At 61.4% G+C, this 19,597-nt stretch carries 17 protein-coding genes and 1 pseudogene; 15 read left to right on the top strand and 3 right to left on the bottom strand.

Annotation, left to right across the window (positions count from 1 at the left end; genetic code table 11):
• Positions 1-197: 197 nt before the first annotated feature.
• From KQ661_RS00290 to KQ661_RS00260, 9 genes and pseudogenes are all read left to right on the top strand, one after another.
• On the top strand, positions 198-1,889 hold the full coding sequence (locus tag KQ661_RS00290) for a sodium/sugar symporter (protein WP_216678826.1): 1,692 nt from the start codon (positions 198-200) through the stop codon (positions 1,887-1,889).
• A gap of 412 nt (positions 1,890-2,301) precedes the next feature.
• Positions 2,302-2,865: pseudogene (locus tag KQ661_RS21810) on the top strand (MFS transporter); the annotation flags it as partial.
• 44 nt (positions 2,866-2,909) lie between these two features.
• Entirely contained in the window at positions 2,910-3,101 is a 192-nt protein-coding gene (locus tag KQ661_RS21805) for a hypothetical protein (protein ID WP_235727348.1), read from the top strand.
• Between the two features lie 6 nt (positions 3,102-3,107).
• Positions 3,108-3,254, top strand: a complete 147-nt coding sequence (locus KQ661_RS21800) for a hypothetical protein (RefSeq protein WP_216678824.1) — start codon at positions 3,108-3,110, stop codon at positions 3,252-3,254.
• Between the two features lie 127 nt (positions 3,255-3,381).
• Positions 3,382-3,768, top strand: a complete 387-nt coding sequence (locus KQ661_RS00280; protein WP_216678823.1) for a nuclear transport factor 2 family protein — start codon at positions 3,382-3,384, stop codon at positions 3,766-3,768.
• An 89-nt stretch (positions 3,769-3,857) separates the two neighbouring features.
• Positions 3,858-4,808, top strand: coding sequence for a class 1 fructose-bisphosphatase (locus KQ661_RS00275; RefSeq protein WP_216685351.1), 951 nt, complete (start codon positions 3,858-3,860; stop codon positions 4,806-4,808).
• Positions 4,809-4,811: 3 nt separating this feature from the next.
• Positions 4,812-5,837 (top strand): alpha/beta hydrolase family protein, encoded by a 1,026-nt coding sequence (locus tag KQ661_RS00270; RefSeq protein ID WP_216685350.1) that lies wholly within the window; start codon positions 4,812-4,814, stop codon positions 5,835-5,837.
• Between the two features lie 102 nt (positions 5,838-5,939).
• Positions 5,940-6,119 (top strand): hypothetical protein, encoded by a 180-nt coding sequence (locus tag KQ661_RS00265; RefSeq protein ID WP_216685349.1) that lies wholly within the window; start codon positions 5,940-5,942, stop codon positions 6,117-6,119.
• Positions 6,120-6,185: 66 nt separating this feature from the next.
• Positions 6,186-6,848, top strand: a complete 663-nt coding sequence (locus KQ661_RS00260; protein WP_216685348.1) for a hypothetical protein — start codon at positions 6,186-6,188, stop codon at positions 6,846-6,848.
• On the opposite strand, the gene KQ661_RS00255 is transcribed toward KQ661_RS00260, so the two are convergent.
• Positions 6,845-7,876 carry a Gfo/Idh/MocA family protein gene (locus KQ661_RS00255; RefSeq protein ID WP_216678819.1) on the bottom strand — a complete coding sequence of 344 codons (1,032 nt, stop codon included), beginning with the start codon at positions 7,874-7,876 and terminating at the stop codon, positions 6,845-6,847. The two genes, KQ661_RS00260 and KQ661_RS00255, sit on opposite strands and share 4 nt — an antisense overlap.
• Before the next feature lie 329 nt (positions 7,877-8,205).
• Between KQ661_RS00255 and KQ661_RS00250 the strand changes: the two genes are divergently transcribed.
• A complete protein-coding gene (locus KQ661_RS00250) occupies positions 8,206-13,761 on the top strand; it encodes a hypothetical protein (RefSeq protein WP_216685347.1) in 5,556 nt (1,851 codons plus the stop codon).
• A gap of 98 nt (positions 13,762-13,859) precedes the next feature.
• Positions 13,860-14,504 (top strand): glycerol-3-phosphate 1-O-acyltransferase PlsY, encoded by a 645-nt coding sequence (gene plsY, locus KQ661_RS00245; protein ID WP_216685346.1) that lies wholly within the window; start codon positions 13,860-13,862, stop codon positions 14,502-14,504.
• 56 nt (positions 14,505-14,560) lie between these two features.
• Here the strand turns inward: plsY and KQ661_RS00240 are convergent, their stop codons facing one another.
• Both KQ661_RS00240 and KQ661_RS00235 read right to left on the bottom strand, forming a co-directional pair.
• Positions 14,561-15,508 carry a carboxypeptidase-like regulatory domain-containing protein gene (locus KQ661_RS00240; RefSeq protein ID WP_216685345.1) on the bottom strand — a complete coding sequence of 316 codons (948 nt, stop codon included), beginning with the start codon at positions 15,506-15,508 and terminating at the stop codon, positions 14,561-14,563.
• A gap of 6 nt (positions 15,509-15,514) precedes the next feature.
• A complete protein-coding gene (locus KQ661_RS00235; RefSeq protein ID WP_216685344.1) occupies positions 15,515-16,315 on the bottom strand; it encodes a bacteriorhodopsin in 801 nt (266 codons plus the stop codon).
• Positions 16,316-16,611: 296 nt separating this feature from the next.
• Between KQ661_RS00235 and KQ661_RS00230 the strand changes: the two genes are divergently transcribed.
• From KQ661_RS00230 to KQ661_RS00215, 4 genes are all read left to right on the top strand, one after another.
• Complete coding sequence (locus tag KQ661_RS00230) at positions 16,612-16,788, top strand: hypothetical protein (RefSeq protein ID WP_216685343.1); 177 nt, start codon at positions 16,612-16,614, stop codon at positions 16,786-16,788.
• A 109-nt stretch (positions 16,789-16,897) separates the two neighbouring features.
• Positions 16,898-17,479, top strand: coding sequence for a hypothetical protein (locus KQ661_RS00225; RefSeq protein ID WP_216685342.1), 582 nt, complete (start codon positions 16,898-16,900; stop codon positions 17,477-17,479).
• A 175-nt stretch (positions 17,480-17,654) separates the two neighbouring features.
• Positions 17,655-18,086 (top strand): QcrA and Rieske domain-containing protein, encoded by a 432-nt coding sequence (locus KQ661_RS00220; protein ID WP_216685341.1) that lies wholly within the window; start codon positions 17,655-17,657, stop codon positions 18,084-18,086.
• Positions 18,087-18,195: 109 nt separating this feature from the next.
• On the top strand, positions 18,196-19,560 hold the full coding sequence (locus KQ661_RS00215) for a dipeptidase (RefSeq protein ID WP_216685340.1): 1,365 nt from the start codon (positions 18,196-18,198) through the stop codon (positions 19,558-19,560).
• Positions 19,561-19,597: the final 37 nt, after the last annotated feature.

The following is a 19,597-nucleotide window of genomic DNA, read 5'->3' as shown; positions in this document are numbered from 1 at the left end:
TTGGACGGTGAAGGCTGGTGAGCACTCACTAGCCAGGTAACTATCGGTAACGATTTCGAAAACGATTGCGCAATTAAAGCAAAGATTTTCCTTTCAGAAGCGGTTTTTTTGCCGGAACATTACTTTACCATAGCCTCGCCACACTGCGCCCGCCGGTGCGGGCAGTCGCGTTGCTCTAAATTCCCATTCTTCGTTCAATGAACCAGCTCGCTACGATTGATTACATCGTTTTCTTCGTCTACTTCATCATCGTATCCAGCTACGGCATCTGGATTTATCGGCGCAAAACCGGCCACGACGGCACCATCGAAGGCGATTCCAAAGACTATTTCCTCGCCGAAGGCTCCCTGACGTGGTGGGCCATCGGCTCCTCGCTCATCGCCTCCAACATCTCGGCCGAGCAGTTTGTGGGCATGTCGGGCTCGGGCTTTAAGATGGGCCTGGCCATTGCCACCTACGAGTGGATGGCCGCCATTACGCTGGTCGTGGTAGCCGTGTTCTTCATCCCGGTGTATCTGAAGAACAACATTGCCACCATGCCGCAGTTCCTGAGCCAGCGCTACAACGGCACGGTGGCCATGATTATGGCCCTGTTCTGGCTGGCGCTTTACATCGTGGTCAACCTGACCTCCATTCTCTACCTCGGGGCCATTGCCATCAGCAGCATCGCGGGCCTCAACCTCACGTTCTGTATGTACATGCTGGCCGGTTTCGCGGTCATCATCACCCTCGGCGGCATGAAGGTGATTGGCTTCACCGACGTTATTCAGGTATTCTTCCTGATTCTCGGCGGCTTGGCTACCACCTACCTGGCCCTGAACCTGGTAGCTGAGCACTACGGCTCTTCGGGCGTCCTCAACGGCTTCAGCCTGATGACGGAGCACGCCAGCGACCACTTCCAGATGATTTTCAAGCGCGACAACGAAAACTACATGGACCTGCCGGGCCTCACGGTGCTGCTCGGCGGCATGTGGATTGTGAACCTGAACTACTGGGGTTGCAACCAATACATCACCCAGCGCGCCCTGGGGGCCGATTTGCCCACGGCCCGCGCCGGTATCCTGTTCGCCGCCTTCCTCAAGCTGCTGATGCCCGTGATTGTGGTGCTGCCCGGCATCGCGGCCTACGTGCTGTATAAGCAGGACATCTTTGGTGAGTTCGGCAAGGCCATGGTCTCGGGCGGCGAGCTGAACCCCGACCGCGCCTACCCGGTGCTGCTCAACATCCTGCCCGTGGGCCTCAAGGGTCTGTCCTTCGCCGCCCTCACGGCCGCCGTGGTGGCCTCGCTGGCCGGCAAAGCCAACTCCATTGCCACCATCTTCACGCTCGACGTTTACAAGAAAGTCATCAACCCCAGCGCCTCCGAAAAGACGCTGGTGAGCACCGGCAAAATTGCCGTAGTCGTGGCCATGATTCTGGGCGTGCTCATCGCGCCGCACCTGGGCATCGACAAAAAAGGCGGTTTCCAGTACATTCAGGAGTACACGGGCTTTGTGTCGCCGGGCATTTTTGCCATGTTCATCCTGGGCTTCTTCTGGAAGAAAACCACGTCGAGCGCGGCGCTGTTTGCCACCATCGGCGGCTTCCTGCTCTCGATTCTGCTCAAGTTCCTGCCCGGCATCGTGAACCTGTCGTTCCTTTCGCCCTTCGGCTTCTCCATCAAAAATGCCGCCGGCGTCTACGAAATTCCCTTCCTCGACCGGATGGGTTTCGTGTTCGTTTTCTGTGTGATTGGGATGATTATTATCAGCCTGTATGAGAAGAGCCGCGGCGTGAAAACCAACGGTCTGGAAATCGACAGCAGCATGTTTAAGCCGCAGCCCAGCTTTGCCATTGGCACGGCCGTTATCCTGGTCATCATCACCGCATTGTACACCATTTACTGGTAGGGCCGGGCTTGCGTGAAACAGCGCATGAAATAAGCATCCCGTTTGAATAGCGGGTGCTGCTGAGCCTGGCCCTGCCGGCCGCCGCCCCGTCAACCCTGTTGCGGGAGTGGGGGCCGAACTTGGCGCCGTAGGCCCATTTGCGCAATTGCCAATCGGAAGCCCCGGGACCAGTCGTTTTGAAACGACGGGCTTCCGGGGCTTTTTACGGGCCTTTAACGGAGGGAATCTGCGAAATCCGGGGGCCGTGTCGGTGATGGGTTGGGAATCGGTTGTATTGGTAAAGTTTAATAATTGGTCTTGTTGCAGTCGGCTGGGTAAGCCGGGTATGCTTTGTTGAAATTTTAGTGCCTGAGGCATATTTGGTGCCGGGTTTGGATGGAAGAGGGGCACATGGCATCGTTCCAGGCAACGATTGCGCAAAAAAATATTGTTCAACTCTTGCTTTTGGCTGAGGCTTCACCAAACCTTTAAGAAGCAGGACCGGCCCCAACTACTTTTTCGGGCCTGTCGGCCCTTCTTCATCGCCGAAAGCATTGGCTGGCAATGGGCTTTCATTATCACGGGTGCGCTGGGCTTTATCTGGCTGGTGCTCTGGATAGTGCATTACGAAACGCCCGCTAAGCACGCCCGCCTGAGCAAGGCTGAGTTTGATTACATCAACGCCGATATTCCTGCTGGCCTGCCCGCCGAGGGCGTGACAGAGGAAAAGCCCAAAGCCTCGTGGGGCAAGCTGCTGAGCTTTCGCCAAACCTGGGCCTTCGTGATTGGCAAGTTCCTCCCCGACCCCATCTGGTGGTTCTACCTGTTTTGGTTGCCCGATTTTCTGGGCAAGCAGTACTACCTCAAGGGCACGGCCATTGCCCTGTCGGTAGCGGCGGTGTATGTGCTGTCGAGCATCGGCAGCGTGGGCGGCGGCTACCTGCCGCTGGGCTTTATGAAGCGGGGCATGCCCGCGTTCAAGGCCCGCAAAACGGCGATGCTGCTTATTGCCTGCTGCGTGTTCCCGATTGTGTTTGCGCAGTGGCTGGGGGCATCAACATGTGGCTGGCGGTGCTGGTCATCGGCATTGCAGCGGCGGCGAATCAGGCCTGGAGCGCTAATATCTTCACCACCGTATCGGACATGTTTCCGAAGCGGGCGGTGGGCTCGGTCACGGGCATTGGCGGCATGGCGGGCGGTTTGGGCGGTATTGCCCTCACGGCGCTGGTGTAAAAATGCATGTTTGTGCACTTCGAAAGCATCGGCCAAATCGATAAGGCATACTACATCATGTTCTTCATCTGCGGCGCGGCTTATCTGCTGGCCTGGGTGCTGATGTTCACGCTGGTGCCGCGCATGGAGCCCATCAAGCTCGACGACGAATAACCATTGGGTACGACCCCGCCCCTACACCATTCCTGACGCTAAGAATATGAAAACGCGGCCGTTACTGCTGGCGCTATTGCTGGTTTTGCCCTTACTTGTCTTCGCTCAGGTCCCCAAATCCAGGAAAATGACTGCCGAAAAAGAAGTGGAAGCCCTCGAACGCCAGCGCTTTGAGGCGCAGGTGAAAAAGAACTACGCCGTGCTCGAAAAAGTGCTGGGCAATGACCTGGTCTACATCCACGGCGACGGCTACGAAAACACCAAAGCCGAATACATTCAGAGCATCCGCGACGGCAAAAGCCAGTACGGCAGCATCGAAATTGATGCCCTGAACGTGCGCTCCTACAACGACGACAAGACGGCCGTGGTGAACGGCACCATCCGAATCACCTCGCCGCCCAAGCTCGATGGTAGTACCAGCGTAGCCCGTATCAAGTACGTGGTGGTGCAGATAAAGGACAAGAAAAAAGGCTGGCAGGTAGTGCTGTGGCAAGCCCAGAAACAAGCCTCGTAGAACACGGCTCTTCCCTGACCGTCATGCTTCGACTGCGCGGACGCAAGATGAAGCACGACGGTCTAACCAACTGTAATACCATCCACCCCATGTCCCAGACCACTACCGAAAATGCCCTGGCCACGCCCGTTGGCATTACCCTGGAGCGCTACATCATGCGCATGCAGGCCGAGTTCCCCTACGCCACCGGCGAGCTGAGCCAGCTGCTGCGCGATATTACCCTGGCCGGTAAAATCGTGAACCGCGAGGTGAACCGCGCCGGTCTTTCGCGCATTACCGGGGCCATGGGCGAGCAGAACGTGCAGGGCGAAGCCCAGCAGAAGCTCGACGTGGAAGCCAACATCCGCTTCATCCGGGCCCTCACCAACGGCGGCGAAGCCTGCGCGGTGCTCTCGGAGGAGAACGAGGAAATTATCCAGACCGGCAACGACAACGGCAAGTACGTGGTGGCCATCGACCCGCTCGACGGCTCGTCCAATATTGACGTAAACGTGAGCATCGGCACCATTTTCGGCATTTATCGCCGGGTGTCGCGCATTGGCGGCCCGGCCCGCAAGGAGGACTTTTTGCAGGGTGGCCGGGCGCAGATTGCGGCCGGCTACATCCTGTACGGCTCCAGCACCATGCTGGTGAACACCACCGGCCACGGCGTAACGGGCTTCACCTACGAAAACTCGTTGGGTGAATTCTTCCTCTCGCACCCTGATATCAAGATTCCGCAGCACGGGCCGGTGTTCAGTTGCAACGAGGGTAACTGGTTCGACTACCCCGAGTTCGTGCGGACCTACCTCACCACCTGCAAGGAGCGCCGCCTCACGGCCCGCTACGTGGGTTCGCTGGTGGCCGACTACCACCGCAACCTCTTCACGGGCGGCATCTACCTCTACCCGCCCACGGTGGACAAGCCCGGCGGCATGGCCGTGACCGGGGCCGATGTAGTGCTCGACGTGCCGCCCACCGCCGACCTGCACCAGCGCGCCCCGCTCTTCGTGGGCTCCGCCGATTTGGTGAAGGAGCTACAGGCGGTAGCGGCCGCCTAGCGCATGGCGACGCGGGCAAGAATCGGCCTGTTGGTCTGGCTGGCGCTGCTGATAGGGCGCTCGGGCCAGGCCCAGCAGCCCGGCCCCAATGTGCTGGACTGGAAAGCTCCTACTACTCTCACCACCTATCTGCTTCAGCAGCTGCATGCGCAGTACGCGCCCCGCGCGGCGGAGCTGGACCGTGCCGTGCAGTCGGCGGCCAGCGCGCTGGCTTACCGCGACAGCGTGCGGGCCCGCTTCCGGCGAGTGCTGGGGCCGTTGCCGGCCCGCACGCCGCTGCGGGCACAGGTGACGGGCCGGTTGCAGCGGTCGGGCTTTCAGATTGAGAAAATCATCTACGAAAGCACGCCGCACCACCACGTCACGGCCAATCTGTACGTGCCAGCCGGCAAGGGGAAGAAGCCCGGCGTACTACTCTTCTGCGGGCACGAGCAGGAGTCAAAAGCCACGGTTTTGTACCAGAAAACGGCGATTTTACTCGCGCAGCACGGGTTTGAGGCGCTGGTGATTAACCCCATCTCACAGGGCGAGCGGATGCAGCTGACCGATGTGGCCGGCAAGCTCCTTGCCCGGGGCGGCACCACCAAGCATACCCTGCTGAACGCCGATGCCACCTTGCTGGGCCAGACCACGCCCGGCGAAGAGTTCTGGGACAACGCCCGCCGCCTCGACTACCTGTTCACGCGCCCCGAAGTGGATACCGCCCGGCTGGGCTGCCTCGGTAATTCCGGCGGCGCTACCCAAACGGCCTATTTCATGGCCCTGGAGCCGCGTATGAAGGTAGCCGCGCTATGCCGCTACGTGGCTAGCGGCGAGAAAAACCTGGAGCTGACCGGTCCCGCCGACGGCTGCGTGCAACTACTCGGGGCCGGCCGCGACCGTCTCGATATCGCCGACTGGCCCATCATGTTCGCGCCCAAGCCACTACTTATACTGGCCGGCCGCTACGATTTCGTGGATTACACCCAAATCGAAGCCGCCATGGCCGAAACCCGCCGCATCTACCGCGCCTTGGGCAAGCCCGGGTAGCTCGATTTATTCACGTATGATGACGGCCACGGCATTTCGCAGCCCAAGCGGGAGGCGGCGGTGGCGTGGTTTCGGCGTTGGTTTTATGGTGATGCCGCGCCGGTGCGGGAAGGGAATCTGCCTGTTTCAACTACCAAAGAGCTGCAATGCACGTCCATTGGCCAGGTTAATACCGCTTTTTGGGACGAGGCCACGCTGAGCAGGCAGAATTTTGCCGAAGCCCAACGGCTGGCCGCCCGCCGCCCGGTCACTCCCGCCGAAATCCTGGCGACGGTGCAATAGCAGCAGCGTAGTTATGCATCAGCAATAACCAGCGATAACCTGCCCACACGGGTAGAAATTCAGCCATTGGATACCGTGTGCCGCGCCGGCCTAACCCTGCAAAAGTTTGTGCTGCGCCTGCCGGGCGAGCCCCCGCTACCGCTTCTGCTGGCGCTGCCCACCGGCCCGGTGCGGCCCGGCAAGGTCGTCATCTGGCTGGCCGATGGGGGCAAGGCGACCGTGCTCGACAGCAGCATGACCCAGGTGCAGGCCTACCTTAATCAAGGCACAGCAGTGCTTCTGGCCGACCTGCTCGGCCTGGGCGAAACCGCCGACCCCACCGCCGCCATCGACCCCAAATACTACAACCGCAAATACCACAACAACATGCTGAATAAGTACTTAGGCTGCAAGCTGCCCATCCAGCGCCTGTCTGATATCGACATCCTACACGTATTCGTGCGCTGCGTCGACCCGCTGGCGGGTGCGCCCGTGGAGCTCCGTTCCAGCGGCCGGGCCGTGGTGCCGGCCCTGCACGCGGCCGCCCTCTGGGTGGATATCATGCGCCTGACGGTGGACCAAATACCCCCAACGTACCAGCAGCTTCTGGCGCAGCCGACGACCAAAAACGTGTACTCGGAAGTGCTGCCCGGTGTGCTGCGGCACTATGATTTGCCAGCTTTGCAGCGGGCGTTGGGCGATAAGCTGATGGTAGGCAAAACCCCGGAGAGAGCAATGATGCGTCGCTAAAGCACCGCCGGCTGCTCCAGCAGCTCATTCTGCCACAGCAGCTGCTCGTCGCGGATGGGGTAGGGCTCGTTGTGGCGAATGGTTTGGAACACGGTTTCGAACAGGCCCAGGTAGTTGCCGGGGGCGGCCGGGTCGAGCGTGGTGCCGAGGGTACCATTGGGCGCGGCCAGGGTGAGGCGGCCTTCCTGGCCGGGCTTTTCGTGGCCGTAGTCGGGGGCCTGGGGCGACAGCCCTTGCAGTAATTGGGCTTCCTGGCCATCGGTGCGGTCTTTCTGGTAGCTGCCCTGGGTGCCGTGCAGCACGTAGGCCGGCACGGGGTCAGCGATGAGCAGGCTCGAGCTCACCCATACATGCAGGCCGGCCGGGTAGCGCAGGTGCAGCGAGAAAAAATCGTCGACCTGGGTGCCGGAGCGGTAGCTGCCCAGGGTTTTGTGCGCGCTCAGGGGCTGGCCAAACAGGCTCAGGGCTTGGTCAATGATGTGCGGGCCGAGGTCGTAGAGCAGGCCCGCGCCGGGGCCGGGCTCCTCCTTGAATTTCTTGAAATGCAGCGCCGGCTTGTACCGGTCGTAGCGAATGTGGACTTCGAATAGTTGGCCCAGCTGGCCGCTTTCCACTACGCGCCGCACGGCCCGAAAGTCGCTGTCCCAGCGGCGGTTTTGGTAGGCCAGTAGGTGGCGGCCCTGCTGTTGGGCCAGGGCCAATAACTCCTGGAGTTGCGCTACGGACGTGGCCACGGGCTTTTCGAGTAGAACGTGCTTGCCGGCGCGTAGGGCCTGGCTGGCCAGGTCGAAGTGGGTGTTGCTGGGCGTGTTCACCACTACCAGCTCAATACTGGGGTCGGCCAGCACGTCGGCTACGCTGGGGTAGCTGCGGATGTCGGGATAGTCCAGGTGCATGCGCTGCTCGGTGCGCTCGGCCACGCCGTACAGCTCGAAGCCGGGATGAGCGGCCAGAAAGGGCGCCTGAAAAAGCTTGCCCGACATGCCATAGGCCAGCAAAGCGGTGCGAATAGGGGGGGGGGGTGTCATGCGTCAAATGTAAAGCCCGGCCGGGTTTGTGGTCGAGGGCAGGGAAAAGGATGCTGCTGAGAAAAAAAGTAATAATCAAAAGGCAAAGCACTTTAAGCCCGACTGTTGGCGAATTGCTTTTTTGATTGTGCCTAACTTGTACCGGGTTTTTATGCGCCGCACCGGGCACTATCCTTCGGGTCCGGCGTTTGCGTTGGAAAAACCACTCGTTGGGTTGAGCGGGCGGCTGGGCGGGCCACCGCATGCCGGGGCGACGCCGGGCGATACTGCTCGCTCGCCGCCGCCCAAAGCCGGACCAACGAATGAGTGTTCCTGAACTAACAGACTTTATGAAGCAAGCAATTGGTGTTTTTATCGTGTGGCTGGGGCTGTGGCTGGGTTTTGCCGCGCCTGCGCTGGCACAAACCAAGCCGGCCGCGCCGGCTGGCACGGCCCCGGCAGCCGCCCCGCGCTACCAGGTAGGCAAGCTTTCGACCGACCCCGCCCAGTACATCAACGACGTGCAGGGCATGATGGCCAGCACCAATAACGCCGTGGCCCGTGTGACGGCCGCCCGCCTGAAAGAACTGTGGGCCTCCAATACCCTCACCAGTTCGCAGCAGTCGCGCATTGTGGCGCTGTCGCAAACCATGCTGGCCAAGAAATTTAAGCCCCGGCCGCACTTCGAAATGCTGTTTGGCAACATCGTAACCGGTAAAATTCTGGCCAAGCTCAGCGACCAGCAGATGGACCAGTACCTCGACGTGCTGACCCAGACCCTGGAGAAGGAAGCGCCGCAGGAAACCGAGAAATTTCTCGTCAGCACCAACCGGTTTTTCAATGGTGGCTACCTCTACCGCTCAGGCTACAACACGTTGCGCGCCGTGGGCGGCACCGTTTCGTTCGCCTACTCGCCCATCGCCGCACCGGAGTCGAACCTGGAATTTGGGGCACCCACGCCCGCTCCCAAAGAAGCGCCGCTGCCCGCCGCCAAACCCGTAGCCAAAAAGCCGGCCGCTAAGCCCGTGGCCAAAGCCGCCGCCAAACCCGCGCCCAAGAAAAAGTCCAGCAGCGGCTGGGACTCGGCCGATATGTGGTCGTCGCCCTCGGGCGGGGGCTGGGGCGATGACGATGGCTGGGGCGCGCCCGTGAAAAAAGCGCCCGCAAAAAAAGCCACTGCCGCTGCCAAACCGGCCACCAAAGCCACGGCCGCCAAACCGGCCGCCGCCAAGCCGGCTTCTTCCGATTTTGATGCGCCGGCCCCTTCGTTCACGCCCTCGGCCGTGTACGATGCCTACTCGCCACCGCCCACCCGGGGCGCGGTGATTGTGGTGAAGGATGCCGACCTGTTTATGGCCACCGGCGGCGATTCGGTGTTTGTGAAGAAGGTGAGCGGCACGGCCGTGCCCGGCACCAACCGGTTTGTTGCCACGAGCGGGCAGCTGGTGTGGTCCATCAAAACCAATCTGGTAACGGCCGAGCTGGCGGGCTTCGACTTCGACATGACCAAGCCCGAGTTTACGGCCCAGCCCGTGACGCTGAGCTACCCGGCCGTGCTGGAAGCGCCCGTGAAAGGTGCCCTCAGCTACAAGAGCGTGCGGCGCAGGCCCGGCGCCCCCGATACTGGCTACCCGCGCTTCATCTCGCTCACCAACGATGCCCGCATCAAGAACCTGGGCGACAACATTCAGTACCGGGGCGGTATCTCGATGGCCGGCGGCCGGATTCTCAGCGCGGCCCTCGATGGGTCGCTGGCCAACCTCATGGTGAGCCTCGACGGCAAGCCCAAGTTCAAGGCAACCTCGCGCGCTTACGTGCTCGGCGACTCGGTGATTACGGCCAGCCGGGCCGCCGTTACCATTTACGAAGGCACCAAGGACTCGCTGACGCACCCCGGTACGCAGCTCAAATACTCGAAAAATAAGCAGCAGCTGAAGCTCTCGCGCGAGGAAGGCCTGTATAAGAACACGCCCTACAGCGACTCCTACCACCAGATGGACATCCGCACGGAGGCCCTGACCTGGAACCTGCGCCAGCCCCTCATCGACTTCGCCGTGCTGTCGTCGAAAAACCAGAGCTCGGCCGATTTTGAGAGCAAGGAGTTCTTCACCAACAACCGCTACCAGCAGCTCAAAAGCATCAACCGGCTGCACCCGCTGCAAATGCTGGTGGGCTACAGCCAGGCCCACGGCGATGCGAAAACTATCAATGTGAGCGAGTTGGCCGAGAACCTGAAAACCTCGGTGCCCAATATGCGCTCCGACATGGCCGGCCTGGCCCGCGATGGCTACGTGGCCTGGAACCCCCAGACTGGCGACGTAACCATTCTGCCCAAGGGCGCGCACTACGTGGCCTCGGCCCGCGATAAAAAGGACTACGACCACATCGCCATTAAGTCCTTGTCGGGCTCGGGCCGCAACGCTACGCTCAACCTGAACACCAACGAGCTGCTGGTGCGCGGCGTGGACCGCTTCAACTTTTCCGACGATTCGGCCACGGTGTACGTGAAGCCGGACAGCGCCATTATCCGCATTGGCAAGAATCGGAACATCAATTTCCGGGGCGCGGTGGTGGCTTCGGCCATGCGCTTTAAGGGCCGCGATTTCAATTTCGATTACGACGGCTTCTACATTGACATGGCCAAGATTGACTCCATCGTCATTCGCAGCGAAACCAAGAATGCCAAGGGCAAATCCACCGGCAAGCACGCCGACTTTGCCCTCACCAACAAGGGCAGCACCTCGACCGGCCGCCTGTTCCTCAACGACCCTACCAATAAATCGGGGCGCAAGAAAAAGGGCCAATACCCGGCTTTCGACACCAAGAGCGGGGCCAACGTGTACTTCGGCAAGCAGGATGTGCTGGGCGGCGTGTACGACTCCACGCTGGTGTTCGACATTCCGCCCTTCCGGCTCGACTCGCTCAACGGCATTGGCAAATCGAGCGCGGGCTTTACGGGTACGTTCCGCAGCGGTGGCATTTTGCCCGACCTCAAAACCAAGCTCACGGTGCAGGAAGACGGCTCGCTGGGCTTTGTTTATGATGTGCCGAAGGACGGATTTCCGCTCTACAAGGGCAAGGGCCGGGTGTTCAGCAAGGTGAAGATGAACGGCCGGGGCCTGCAGGCCGATGGCAGCATCACGTACCAGTCGGGCACCTTCACTTCCGACGCCTTCGTCTTGTACCGCGACTCGGTGGTATCCGTGGGCCGTACGGGCGTTATCGCGGCCCGCACCGAGGGCGCCGTCGATATTCCGCGCATCAGCATGCCGCCCAACTACCTCATGCACTGGAATGTGAAGCAGGACTCGATGTTCCTGGCCACGCCGGCCGGCGGCGGCACGGCCCGCCTCTACGCCAACGCCGACCGCAAGGCTAAGACCGTGGCCAGCTACAACTTCACGGGCACGGCGCTGCTCACGCCCAAAGGCACCGGCGGCGACGGCCGCCTCGACGGCCCGCAGTCGCTCATCAAGTCGCACGATTTTACCTTTAACTCCGACCATTACTCCGGCAGTCATGCCACGCTGAGCGTGAAATCGGCCGAATCCAACAAGCCCGCCCTCACCGCCAACGACGTGGCCTTCGAGTACAACCTGAAGAAGGGCACGGCCGACTTTACCCGCGAGAAGGATAGCAAGGCCAGCGTCGAGCTGCCGTACTCCACGTTCGGCACCACGCTCAGCAAAGGGCACTGGGACTTTAAGAAAAAGCAGGTGCAGCTGCGCATGGCCCAGGGAGCCGACTCCACCAAGTCGTTCTTCTACTCGACCAATCCCACGCAGTACGGCCTGAAGTTTAAGGCCACCAGCGGCCTCTACGACCTGGCCAAGTACCAGATGCAGGTGAGCGGCGTGCCCCACATTGCCGCCGCCGATGCCTGGATTATCCCCGACTCGGGCCGCGTGAACGTGGGGGTGAATGGCAAAATTCAACGCCTCAAAAACTCTGTGGTGCTGCTCGACTCGCTGGCCAAGCTCCACCGCCTCACCAAGGGCAGCATCGAAGTGGTGTCGAAGGCGGCCTTCACCGGCAGCGCTGACTACGTGGTTAAAACCGCCAACGACTCGGTGTCGCTGCGCTTCAATAACTTCGAGCCCGACCCGGCCTTCCTGCTGGCCAGTACTGACGTGAGCGGCAGTGGTGGCATCAACCCTTTCCGCCGCACCAAAACGGCCAATGGAGCTTTCGAAGGGTCTGCGCAGGGCCCCGCTACCGTGGCCACAGCCGCCGTGAACGTGAGCAATAAGGTGCAGCTACTGCACCGCATCGGCTACCGGGGTAACGTGCAGCTGAACTCCCGGCGGCGCGGCTTCGCCTTCACTGGGGAAGCGCAGCTGCAGTTCGGCAACGACCACACCAACTCTTCCTGGGTGGCGCTGAAGGACTCCATCGACCCGAAAAACGTCCGCATCAACCTCCGCGACCTGAAGGCCCCCGACAATACCCCACTCGTTATCGGCCTGTTCCGGGCCGACCAGAGCGGCAAGCTCTACCCGCTCTACGGCGCCCTCGCGCCCCCGCCCGAAGACCTGACCATGCTGAAGGTGGACGGGGACCTGCGCTACGACGCCAAAAAAGCTATTTATACCATCTCGCGCAGCGACCTCAGCGACATAAACGCCTACGAGGGCGCCGCCCTCTCTTACATCGATTCCACCAACCGCATCACCTTTCGCGGGCCGCTGTCCTTCATCGCCCCCAGCAAAGACTACAAGATGATTGCCAGCGGCGTGGGCGCGGCCAACCCCGACAGCGCCCGCTACGCCGTGGATGCCTTGCTGGGCATCGACTTCACCATGCCCCCCAAGTCCATCGATGTGATGGGGAGCGAGATGGCTAAAATTACCAAAAACGGCCCCGAGGCCCAGACCGGCTCTACCAATGAGCTCTACAAGCTGGCCCAGTTCATTGGCGACAAGGCCACGCAGAGCTACGCCGCGCGCAGCGGGGCCGCCGGGTCAATCGCGCAGCTTTCGCCCAAGCTCACGGGCCACACCCTGCTGCTGAGCCAGGTAAACCTGCGCTGGAACGAGAAGCGGCACGCCTGGTACTCGGTGGGCCCGATTGGCGTGGCCGGCGTGGGCAAGCAGCCGCTCAACGCCCTGGTGACGGGCAGCATCGAGATTCGCCGCGAAGACGGGAATGAGATGGTCGAGATTTACCTCGAAGCCGAGCCGCAAAGCTGGTACTACTTCAAGTACGCCAACAACCTGATGCTCACGACTTCGTCCAGCGATAACTTCAACTACGAAATCAGCAGCAAGGCCAAGTACGACTACGAAACGGCCACCAGCTACGGGGTGTTTCTGGGGGCGCTGACCGATGTGGATGCCTTCCGCACGCACTTCCAGAAAGACTACCTGGGCAAAACCGGCAAGCAGATTACCCGGACCGTGGCCCCCACGGGCATGGCTGACCCCGCCGAGGCCCCCGATGGCAAAAAGAAGAAAAAGGGCAAGGCCGATGACGCCTTCGGCACCGACCCCAACGCCAACCCCGGCACCGCTGATGCCGCCCCTGAGCCTGTTTCCAAAAAGAAGAAAAAGGCCAAAGCCAACGACCCCTTCGGCGATGGCGTGCTGGACGACCCCGCTCCGGCCCCGGCTCCGGCCAAAAAGGAAAAGGCGAAGGACAAAGCCGCCGATGCTCCCGCTGCTGCCACTCCGGCCGTGGTTACTCCCGCTGCTCCGGCTGCTGCTGTTCCGGCTGCTACTACGCCCGCTGCTGCCACCCCCGCCGCTCCCGACCCCGCCGATGCTAAGAAGGAAGCCGACCGCCAGGCCAAGGAAGCCGAAAAGCTGAAAAAGGAAGAGGAGAAGGCGAAAAAAGAAGAGGAGAAAAGGAAGAAGGAGGAGGAGAAGCAGAAAAAGAAAAAAGGGGATGACCCCTTCGGCGACAGCTAGGCATGTAGTGCGAAGCGGTGCTTCGCGCCCCCGCACGGGCAGTAATGCTGCCTCGTGGCGCGGGGGCGCGAAGCACCGCTTCGCACTACTTTTATGCCATGCCCCTCCTCTACATCGCCCTGGCCCTCCTGGCCGCTTATCTGCTCGGCTCCATTCCCACGGCCCTGTGGGTGGGCCGCCGCTTCTTCAATCTGGCCGATATCCGCGAGCACGGCTCCGGCAATGCCGGGGCCACCAACACTTTCCGCGTGCTGGGCCCCAAAGCCGGTACGGCCGTGCTGCTCATCGATGCCCTGAAGGGTTTCGTGGCCGCTTACTACCTGCCGCAGTGGCTGGTGGCGCAGGGCGCCATCGCCCCCGAGCATGAGCTGTACTACCGGCTGGCCTGCGGGGCGCTGGCCGTGGTGGGGCACATCTACCCGGTGTTTGCGCAGTTCCGGGGCGGCAAGGGCGTGGCCACCATCCTGGGCATGATGCTGGGCGTGGCCCCGGCCACGGTGGGCGTGTGCATGCTCGTCTTTATCGTGATGCTGCTGTTGTTTCGCTACGTGAGCCTGGCCAGCATGACGGCGGGCGTCACCTTCGCGCTGCTGCAGCTGCTGCCCCAGTTCCGGCCGGCGCAGCCGTTTCTGGTGTATGTGGGCTTCCTGCTGGCGGCGTTGCTGATTTACACGCACCGGGCCAATATCGGCCGGCTGCGCAGTGGGACCGAAAGCCGGGTGCCGCTGTTTGGGCGGAAGTAGTGGGGGCCGAATCTGGTATTCGGGTGCTTTGGAGCAGCAATCAGGCTAGGGCGGCCCTAGCGGGCAGCTCTTTTTTGCGCTGTGGCGCTCGGCTGCAGCACTACGTTCATCGAGCCAAGGGTGGCGCTGCGTAACTGGTCGGTGTAGCCGGCGTAGCCAAACTGTAAGGTGGAGCCCGCCGCAACCTCCAATACATACTGCCCGGTGGCGTCGGTGCTGGTGCCCCGCTGGCTTCCTTTCACTAGCACGGTGGCCCCCGCCAGGGGCCGTCCTTCGTCGTCGCGGATGTACCCCTGTACGGTGCCCACTGCAGAAGCCGGACGAGCAGCAGTGGTGGCTGCCTCACCCGCGGGCTGCAGGGTGGCAGGCAGCGTCCGACCCACAGAATCGGTCGCGGTGGCGGTGACCACTGATTCCGGGGCCGCCGGGTTTGCCGGAACCGCGGCGGCGGCCATTGCCGGGCGCGACAATTCCGGTGCCGTGGCTTTGGGCCGGGTCCGAGCCGGCCGGGTAGTGGTGGGAACCGGGACGGCCTTGACTACCTGCTGAGCCACGAACTTTTCCACCAAGCTGCTGGTGGCCTCGGAAATAGATGCGGACGCCCGCGTCACGGCCGCCACCACGGGCGCGGGCACCAAAGGTTCGTTGCGCATCCACTGCACGCCGCTGGCCACGCTCAGGGCCAGAAACAGCAGCAGCGCCACCCGCACCACGGGGCGGCGCAGGGGGGCCGTCCCCGACATCAGGGGCTTGAGCAGCAGCCGCTTCTGCACCCAGAGCGGGGCCGTTACGGTGCGGTCTTTCAGCCGGGCCGTTTCCAATAGCTCGCGGTAGCGGGCCAGCGCCAAGCTGGTTTGGCTGCTGCTTTTGTCCAGATACTGCTCCACTTGCAGGGCCACGGTGGGTGTGAGTTGGCCTTGTAGGTACGCGTCGCGGTATTCGGGCATCAATTCACCCGTAATCAGATGAAACGGTTTATTTTGCGGATGGATGAAGGACTGCATGAGTGGTTACGCGAAGGGTTGCAGTTCACGTTTGGCAGCTTGCTTCTTGGCTTTTTTCAGGCGTGCTGCCTTGCGGGCCATATCGTAGATGACCAAGGCAAAACCCAGTTTATTGATGACGTCGCCAAAGTTGTAAATCAGGTTACGGTTCAGGTGCAGGGCTTCGAACACGTTGAACGGCAACGTCATGTAACCCAGCGGGTACACCGCCCAGCCTATCAATATGAAGTAGCTCAGGCGAGTGAAGGCGCGCACCACCTGTACGTCGCTGGACTGGTTAGCCAGCCGGGCCAGTGCTCCGAACCACACTTCGTAGATAATCATTAAGTAGCCCAAAGTGGACACCGCTCCCCACACGATGGCCCAGTAGGCGTCGCGGGTTTCGCCAAAGTACCCGAAAACTATCATCCAGATGCCCCCCACCAGCAGGCGCACTAGCGAGCCAAGCTGGGCGCCGGCAGGCCGCATCAGCAGGTAGAACTGCGCGCACATCATCGGCACGGTGAAGAGCCAGTCGACGTAGCGAAAGCGCGTCGGCCCCATGCCGGTATTAAAATACATGCCCTGCATGTAGTAATAGTTGACGCCGGCGACGAAGCAGATAATGCCGGCCAGCGTCATGCTTGCGTGCCACCGTCGTGGGACGTTACCACGCTCTAAAAACAGGAACAGTGCCCCCCCAAACAGCGCGAACATGCTGTAGAAAAACGTGCCGCCCACCAGGTCGGTGTTCAGCGCCAGGTAATAGGGACGTAGGGAGCTGGCCGGAGGCGAGGCAGCTAACTGCAGAAGTAGTGGTGGCAGCATGAGTGTAAAATAATGTGCGTAAAATTATCTTTCGCTAACTACCTACTTAGTAGGAATTTGTTTATAAAGATTCAACGGCGCGATTTTTTGGGTGCCATCGACTGGGTTTTTAGGTGTCATCAACCAATTGATGAATAACATAGTACACTACATTACAGACCATTTGAAAATACCTGCTATTTCGATTGGCTCAGTATCGGTTGCCTGTTGCATAAATTATAAGGATTCTCATGACGGCTTGATGTTTGACGGGTTTGTATCCTGCGGGTAAAGCTCGGGTGTTTGGTCGGTTGGTAGTGGGTTCCTCTCGCTGGCGTGCCCGCCTGCTGTTTGCCAATGGCCTCTACCGCCAGCTAGTGGCCCTGGCCAACGCCGGCCAAGCCACTTGGCGCCTCACCGATGCCCAGAAAGCCCACGAGTACGTGATTGACCCCGGCGTGGTCAGCGCCAAGCCGGTGGTGCCGGTGGCCTAGCCCACCCCCGCGTTCAGTGCCAACGCCCCGACAACCACGAGTTGCCGGGGCGTTGTGTTACGGGGCTTCGGGGGCCGGCGGCTGGTGCTGCGGTTGCTACTTTTAAGGTATGCTTCGTCTCTCAGTCCGGATACTTGGGTGTTGCCTGCTGCTGGCCCGCCCGGTGGCCGCGCAGAAATACAATGTTCCCCTCGCCGCCGCCCCCACCGGCTTTGCCTGGCAACCGCTGCCCGAGAGCAAGGCCGCGCTGCTTCTGCCCGAGGGCTGGGCCTACCAGGCCGAAGGCGAAAAGGGCAGCCCCACCTACTACCTCACCCGGGAAGCAACGGGCGAAAGCGGCGAGTACCAGACGGGGTTGTCGCTGCAGGTGGTGCGCAAGGTGAAGACCAAAACCGGCCGCCCGGCCCCGGAATACGCCGAGCTGCTGATGCTGCGCACGGGCTTCGGGCCGGGCCAGCAGGTACTGGAAAAAGCGGCTTCCGTGGAAGGCGCCTGGCACAAGTGGACGGTGCGCTACCGCGACGCTCCACCCGATGCCGACGCCCGCATCGTGTACCAGCTGGCCCTGGCCAATGCCAAAACTGACACTCTCTACCTGCTCACATTCGAAAGCCCCGAAAAAGACTGGGCTGCCGCCTGGCCGCTGGGCGAGGTGATGGTGCACGACCTGGTGCTGGATGCGCGGCAGTGAGCCACCGGCCAGGGCTGGCCGATGCCCGCCGGGGAACAATCGGCCTAGGTCGGGGTTTTGTCGGTTGGCTGGCCGGTGGCAGAATAAATTCCGGGGCTTTAGGCGTTTGTCCGGCATATTCAGCCGATGCTTATTCTCATCCACTTTCTTTTGTGTTATGGCTACTTCCTCAGAAATGAATCGCAAAGACTTTCTGCAGCTCTTTGGGTTGGGCGCTACGGTCCTGGTGGCCTCGGCCTGCCTCGGCGGCTGCGGCAGTAGCAAGAGCAGCGACCCGGTGCCCGGCGCTTCCGGCATTGATTTCACCGTGGACCTTACCGCCGCCAGCAGCGCCCCGCTCAACGATGCGGCCAAAGGCTACCTCTACAGCCCCACGCGCGACGTGATTGTGGCCAAAACCACGGCCGGCACCTACGTGGCCTTGCAGGCACCCTGCCCCCACCAGGGTACCAGCGTGTACTTCACCCAGAGCCAGAGCCGCTTCGTGTGCCCCAATCACAATGCCGTTTTCGACATTACCGGCACCGTGCTCAGCGGCCCCTCGCCCCGCGCCCTAAAGCAGTACACCGTGACGCAAACCGGCACCTCGCTGCGCATCACGGGGTAGGTGCGGGGCCGGGGTGGGCTGGCAGGGGGGGAATGCCCGCCGTCGGTGCGCTTATCAACCGCGCCCGCTACTTTTACCCCCGTATTCCCAACCTACAAACTTGCTCCGTATGGCCAATTACCTCGCCGATAACCAAACCCGCTTTCTCGATGAGCTGATGGACTGGCTCCGCATCCCGTCCGTGTCGGCCGACCCCAAGTTCCACGCCGACGTACTGAAAGCCGCCGACTTCCTCAAAACCCGCCTCGAAGAAGCCGGCGTGCAAAACGTCGAAATCTGCCCCACGGCCGGCAATCCCATCGTATACGGCGACTACATCGTGAGCCCCGAGGCCAAAACCGTTCTCGTGTACGGCCACTACGACGTGCAGCCCGCCGACCCCTACGAACTTTGGAACTCGCCGCCCTTTGAGCCGGTGATTAAGGACGAAAAAATATACGCCCGCGGTGCCTGCGACGACAAAGGTCAGGTGTATATGCACGTCAAAGCCTTCGAAATGATGATGCGCGACGGCCAGGGCGGCGTGCCCTGCAACATCAAGTTCATGTTTGAGGGCGAGGAGGAAATCGGCTCCAACAACCTCGAAATCTTCGTGCGGGCCAATAAAGAGAAGCTGAAAGCCGACGTCATTCTGGTGTCCGATACCGGCATTCTGGCCAACGATGTGCCCAGCATTGAGGTGGGCCTGCGCGGCCTGAGCTACCACGAAGTAACCGTGACCGGCCCCAACCGTGACCTACACTCCGGCCTGTATGGCGGCGCGGTGCAAAACCCCATCAACGCCCTGTGCGAGATGATTGCCAGCCTGCACGATGCCAACGGCCACATCACCATCCCGGGTTTCTACGACAACGTGGACGAGCTGAGCGCCGACGAGCGCGCCGAAATGGCCAAAGCCCCGTTCTCAGAAGATGAGTTCCAGAAGAGCATTGGCCTGCCCGATAGCTACGGCGAAAAAGGCTATAGCAGCATGGAGCGCACCAGCATCCGCCCCACGCTCGACGTGAACGGCATCTGGGGCGGCTACACCGGCGAGGGCGCCAAAACCGTCATCGCCTCGCAGGCCCACGCTAAAATCTCCATGCGCCTAGTGCCCCACCAGACCTCGGCCGAAATCACGGCCCTGTTCCAAAAGCACTTCGCCAGCATCGCGCCGGCCGGCGTCACCGTCGAAGTGCGCCCCCACCACGGCGGCGAGCCCGTGGTAACGCCCACCGACTCGGTAGCCTACAAAGCCGCCGCCGATGCCATGGAAACCACTTTCGGCAAGCGCCCGGTGCCCACGCGCGGCGGCGGCTCCATCCCCATCGTGGCCATGTTCAAGTCGGAGCTCGGCCTCGATACCGTCCTGCTCGGCTTCGGGCTCGATTCTGATGCCATCCACTCGCCCAACGAGCATTTCGGCGTGTTCAACTTCCTGAAAGGCATCGAAACCATCCCGCACTTCTACCGCAACTACGCGGCGGCCGAGTAGACGCCGGAGCTTCATCTTTATCAGCAGCAAAAAGCCC

Source organism: Hymenobacter siberiensis (genome assembly GCF_018967845.1).
Lineage (GTDB): Bacteria > Bacteroidota > Bacteroidia > Cytophagales > Hymenobacteraceae > Hymenobacter > Hymenobacter siberiensis.
This window is presented reverse-complemented; position numbering and strand designations above follow the sequence as displayed.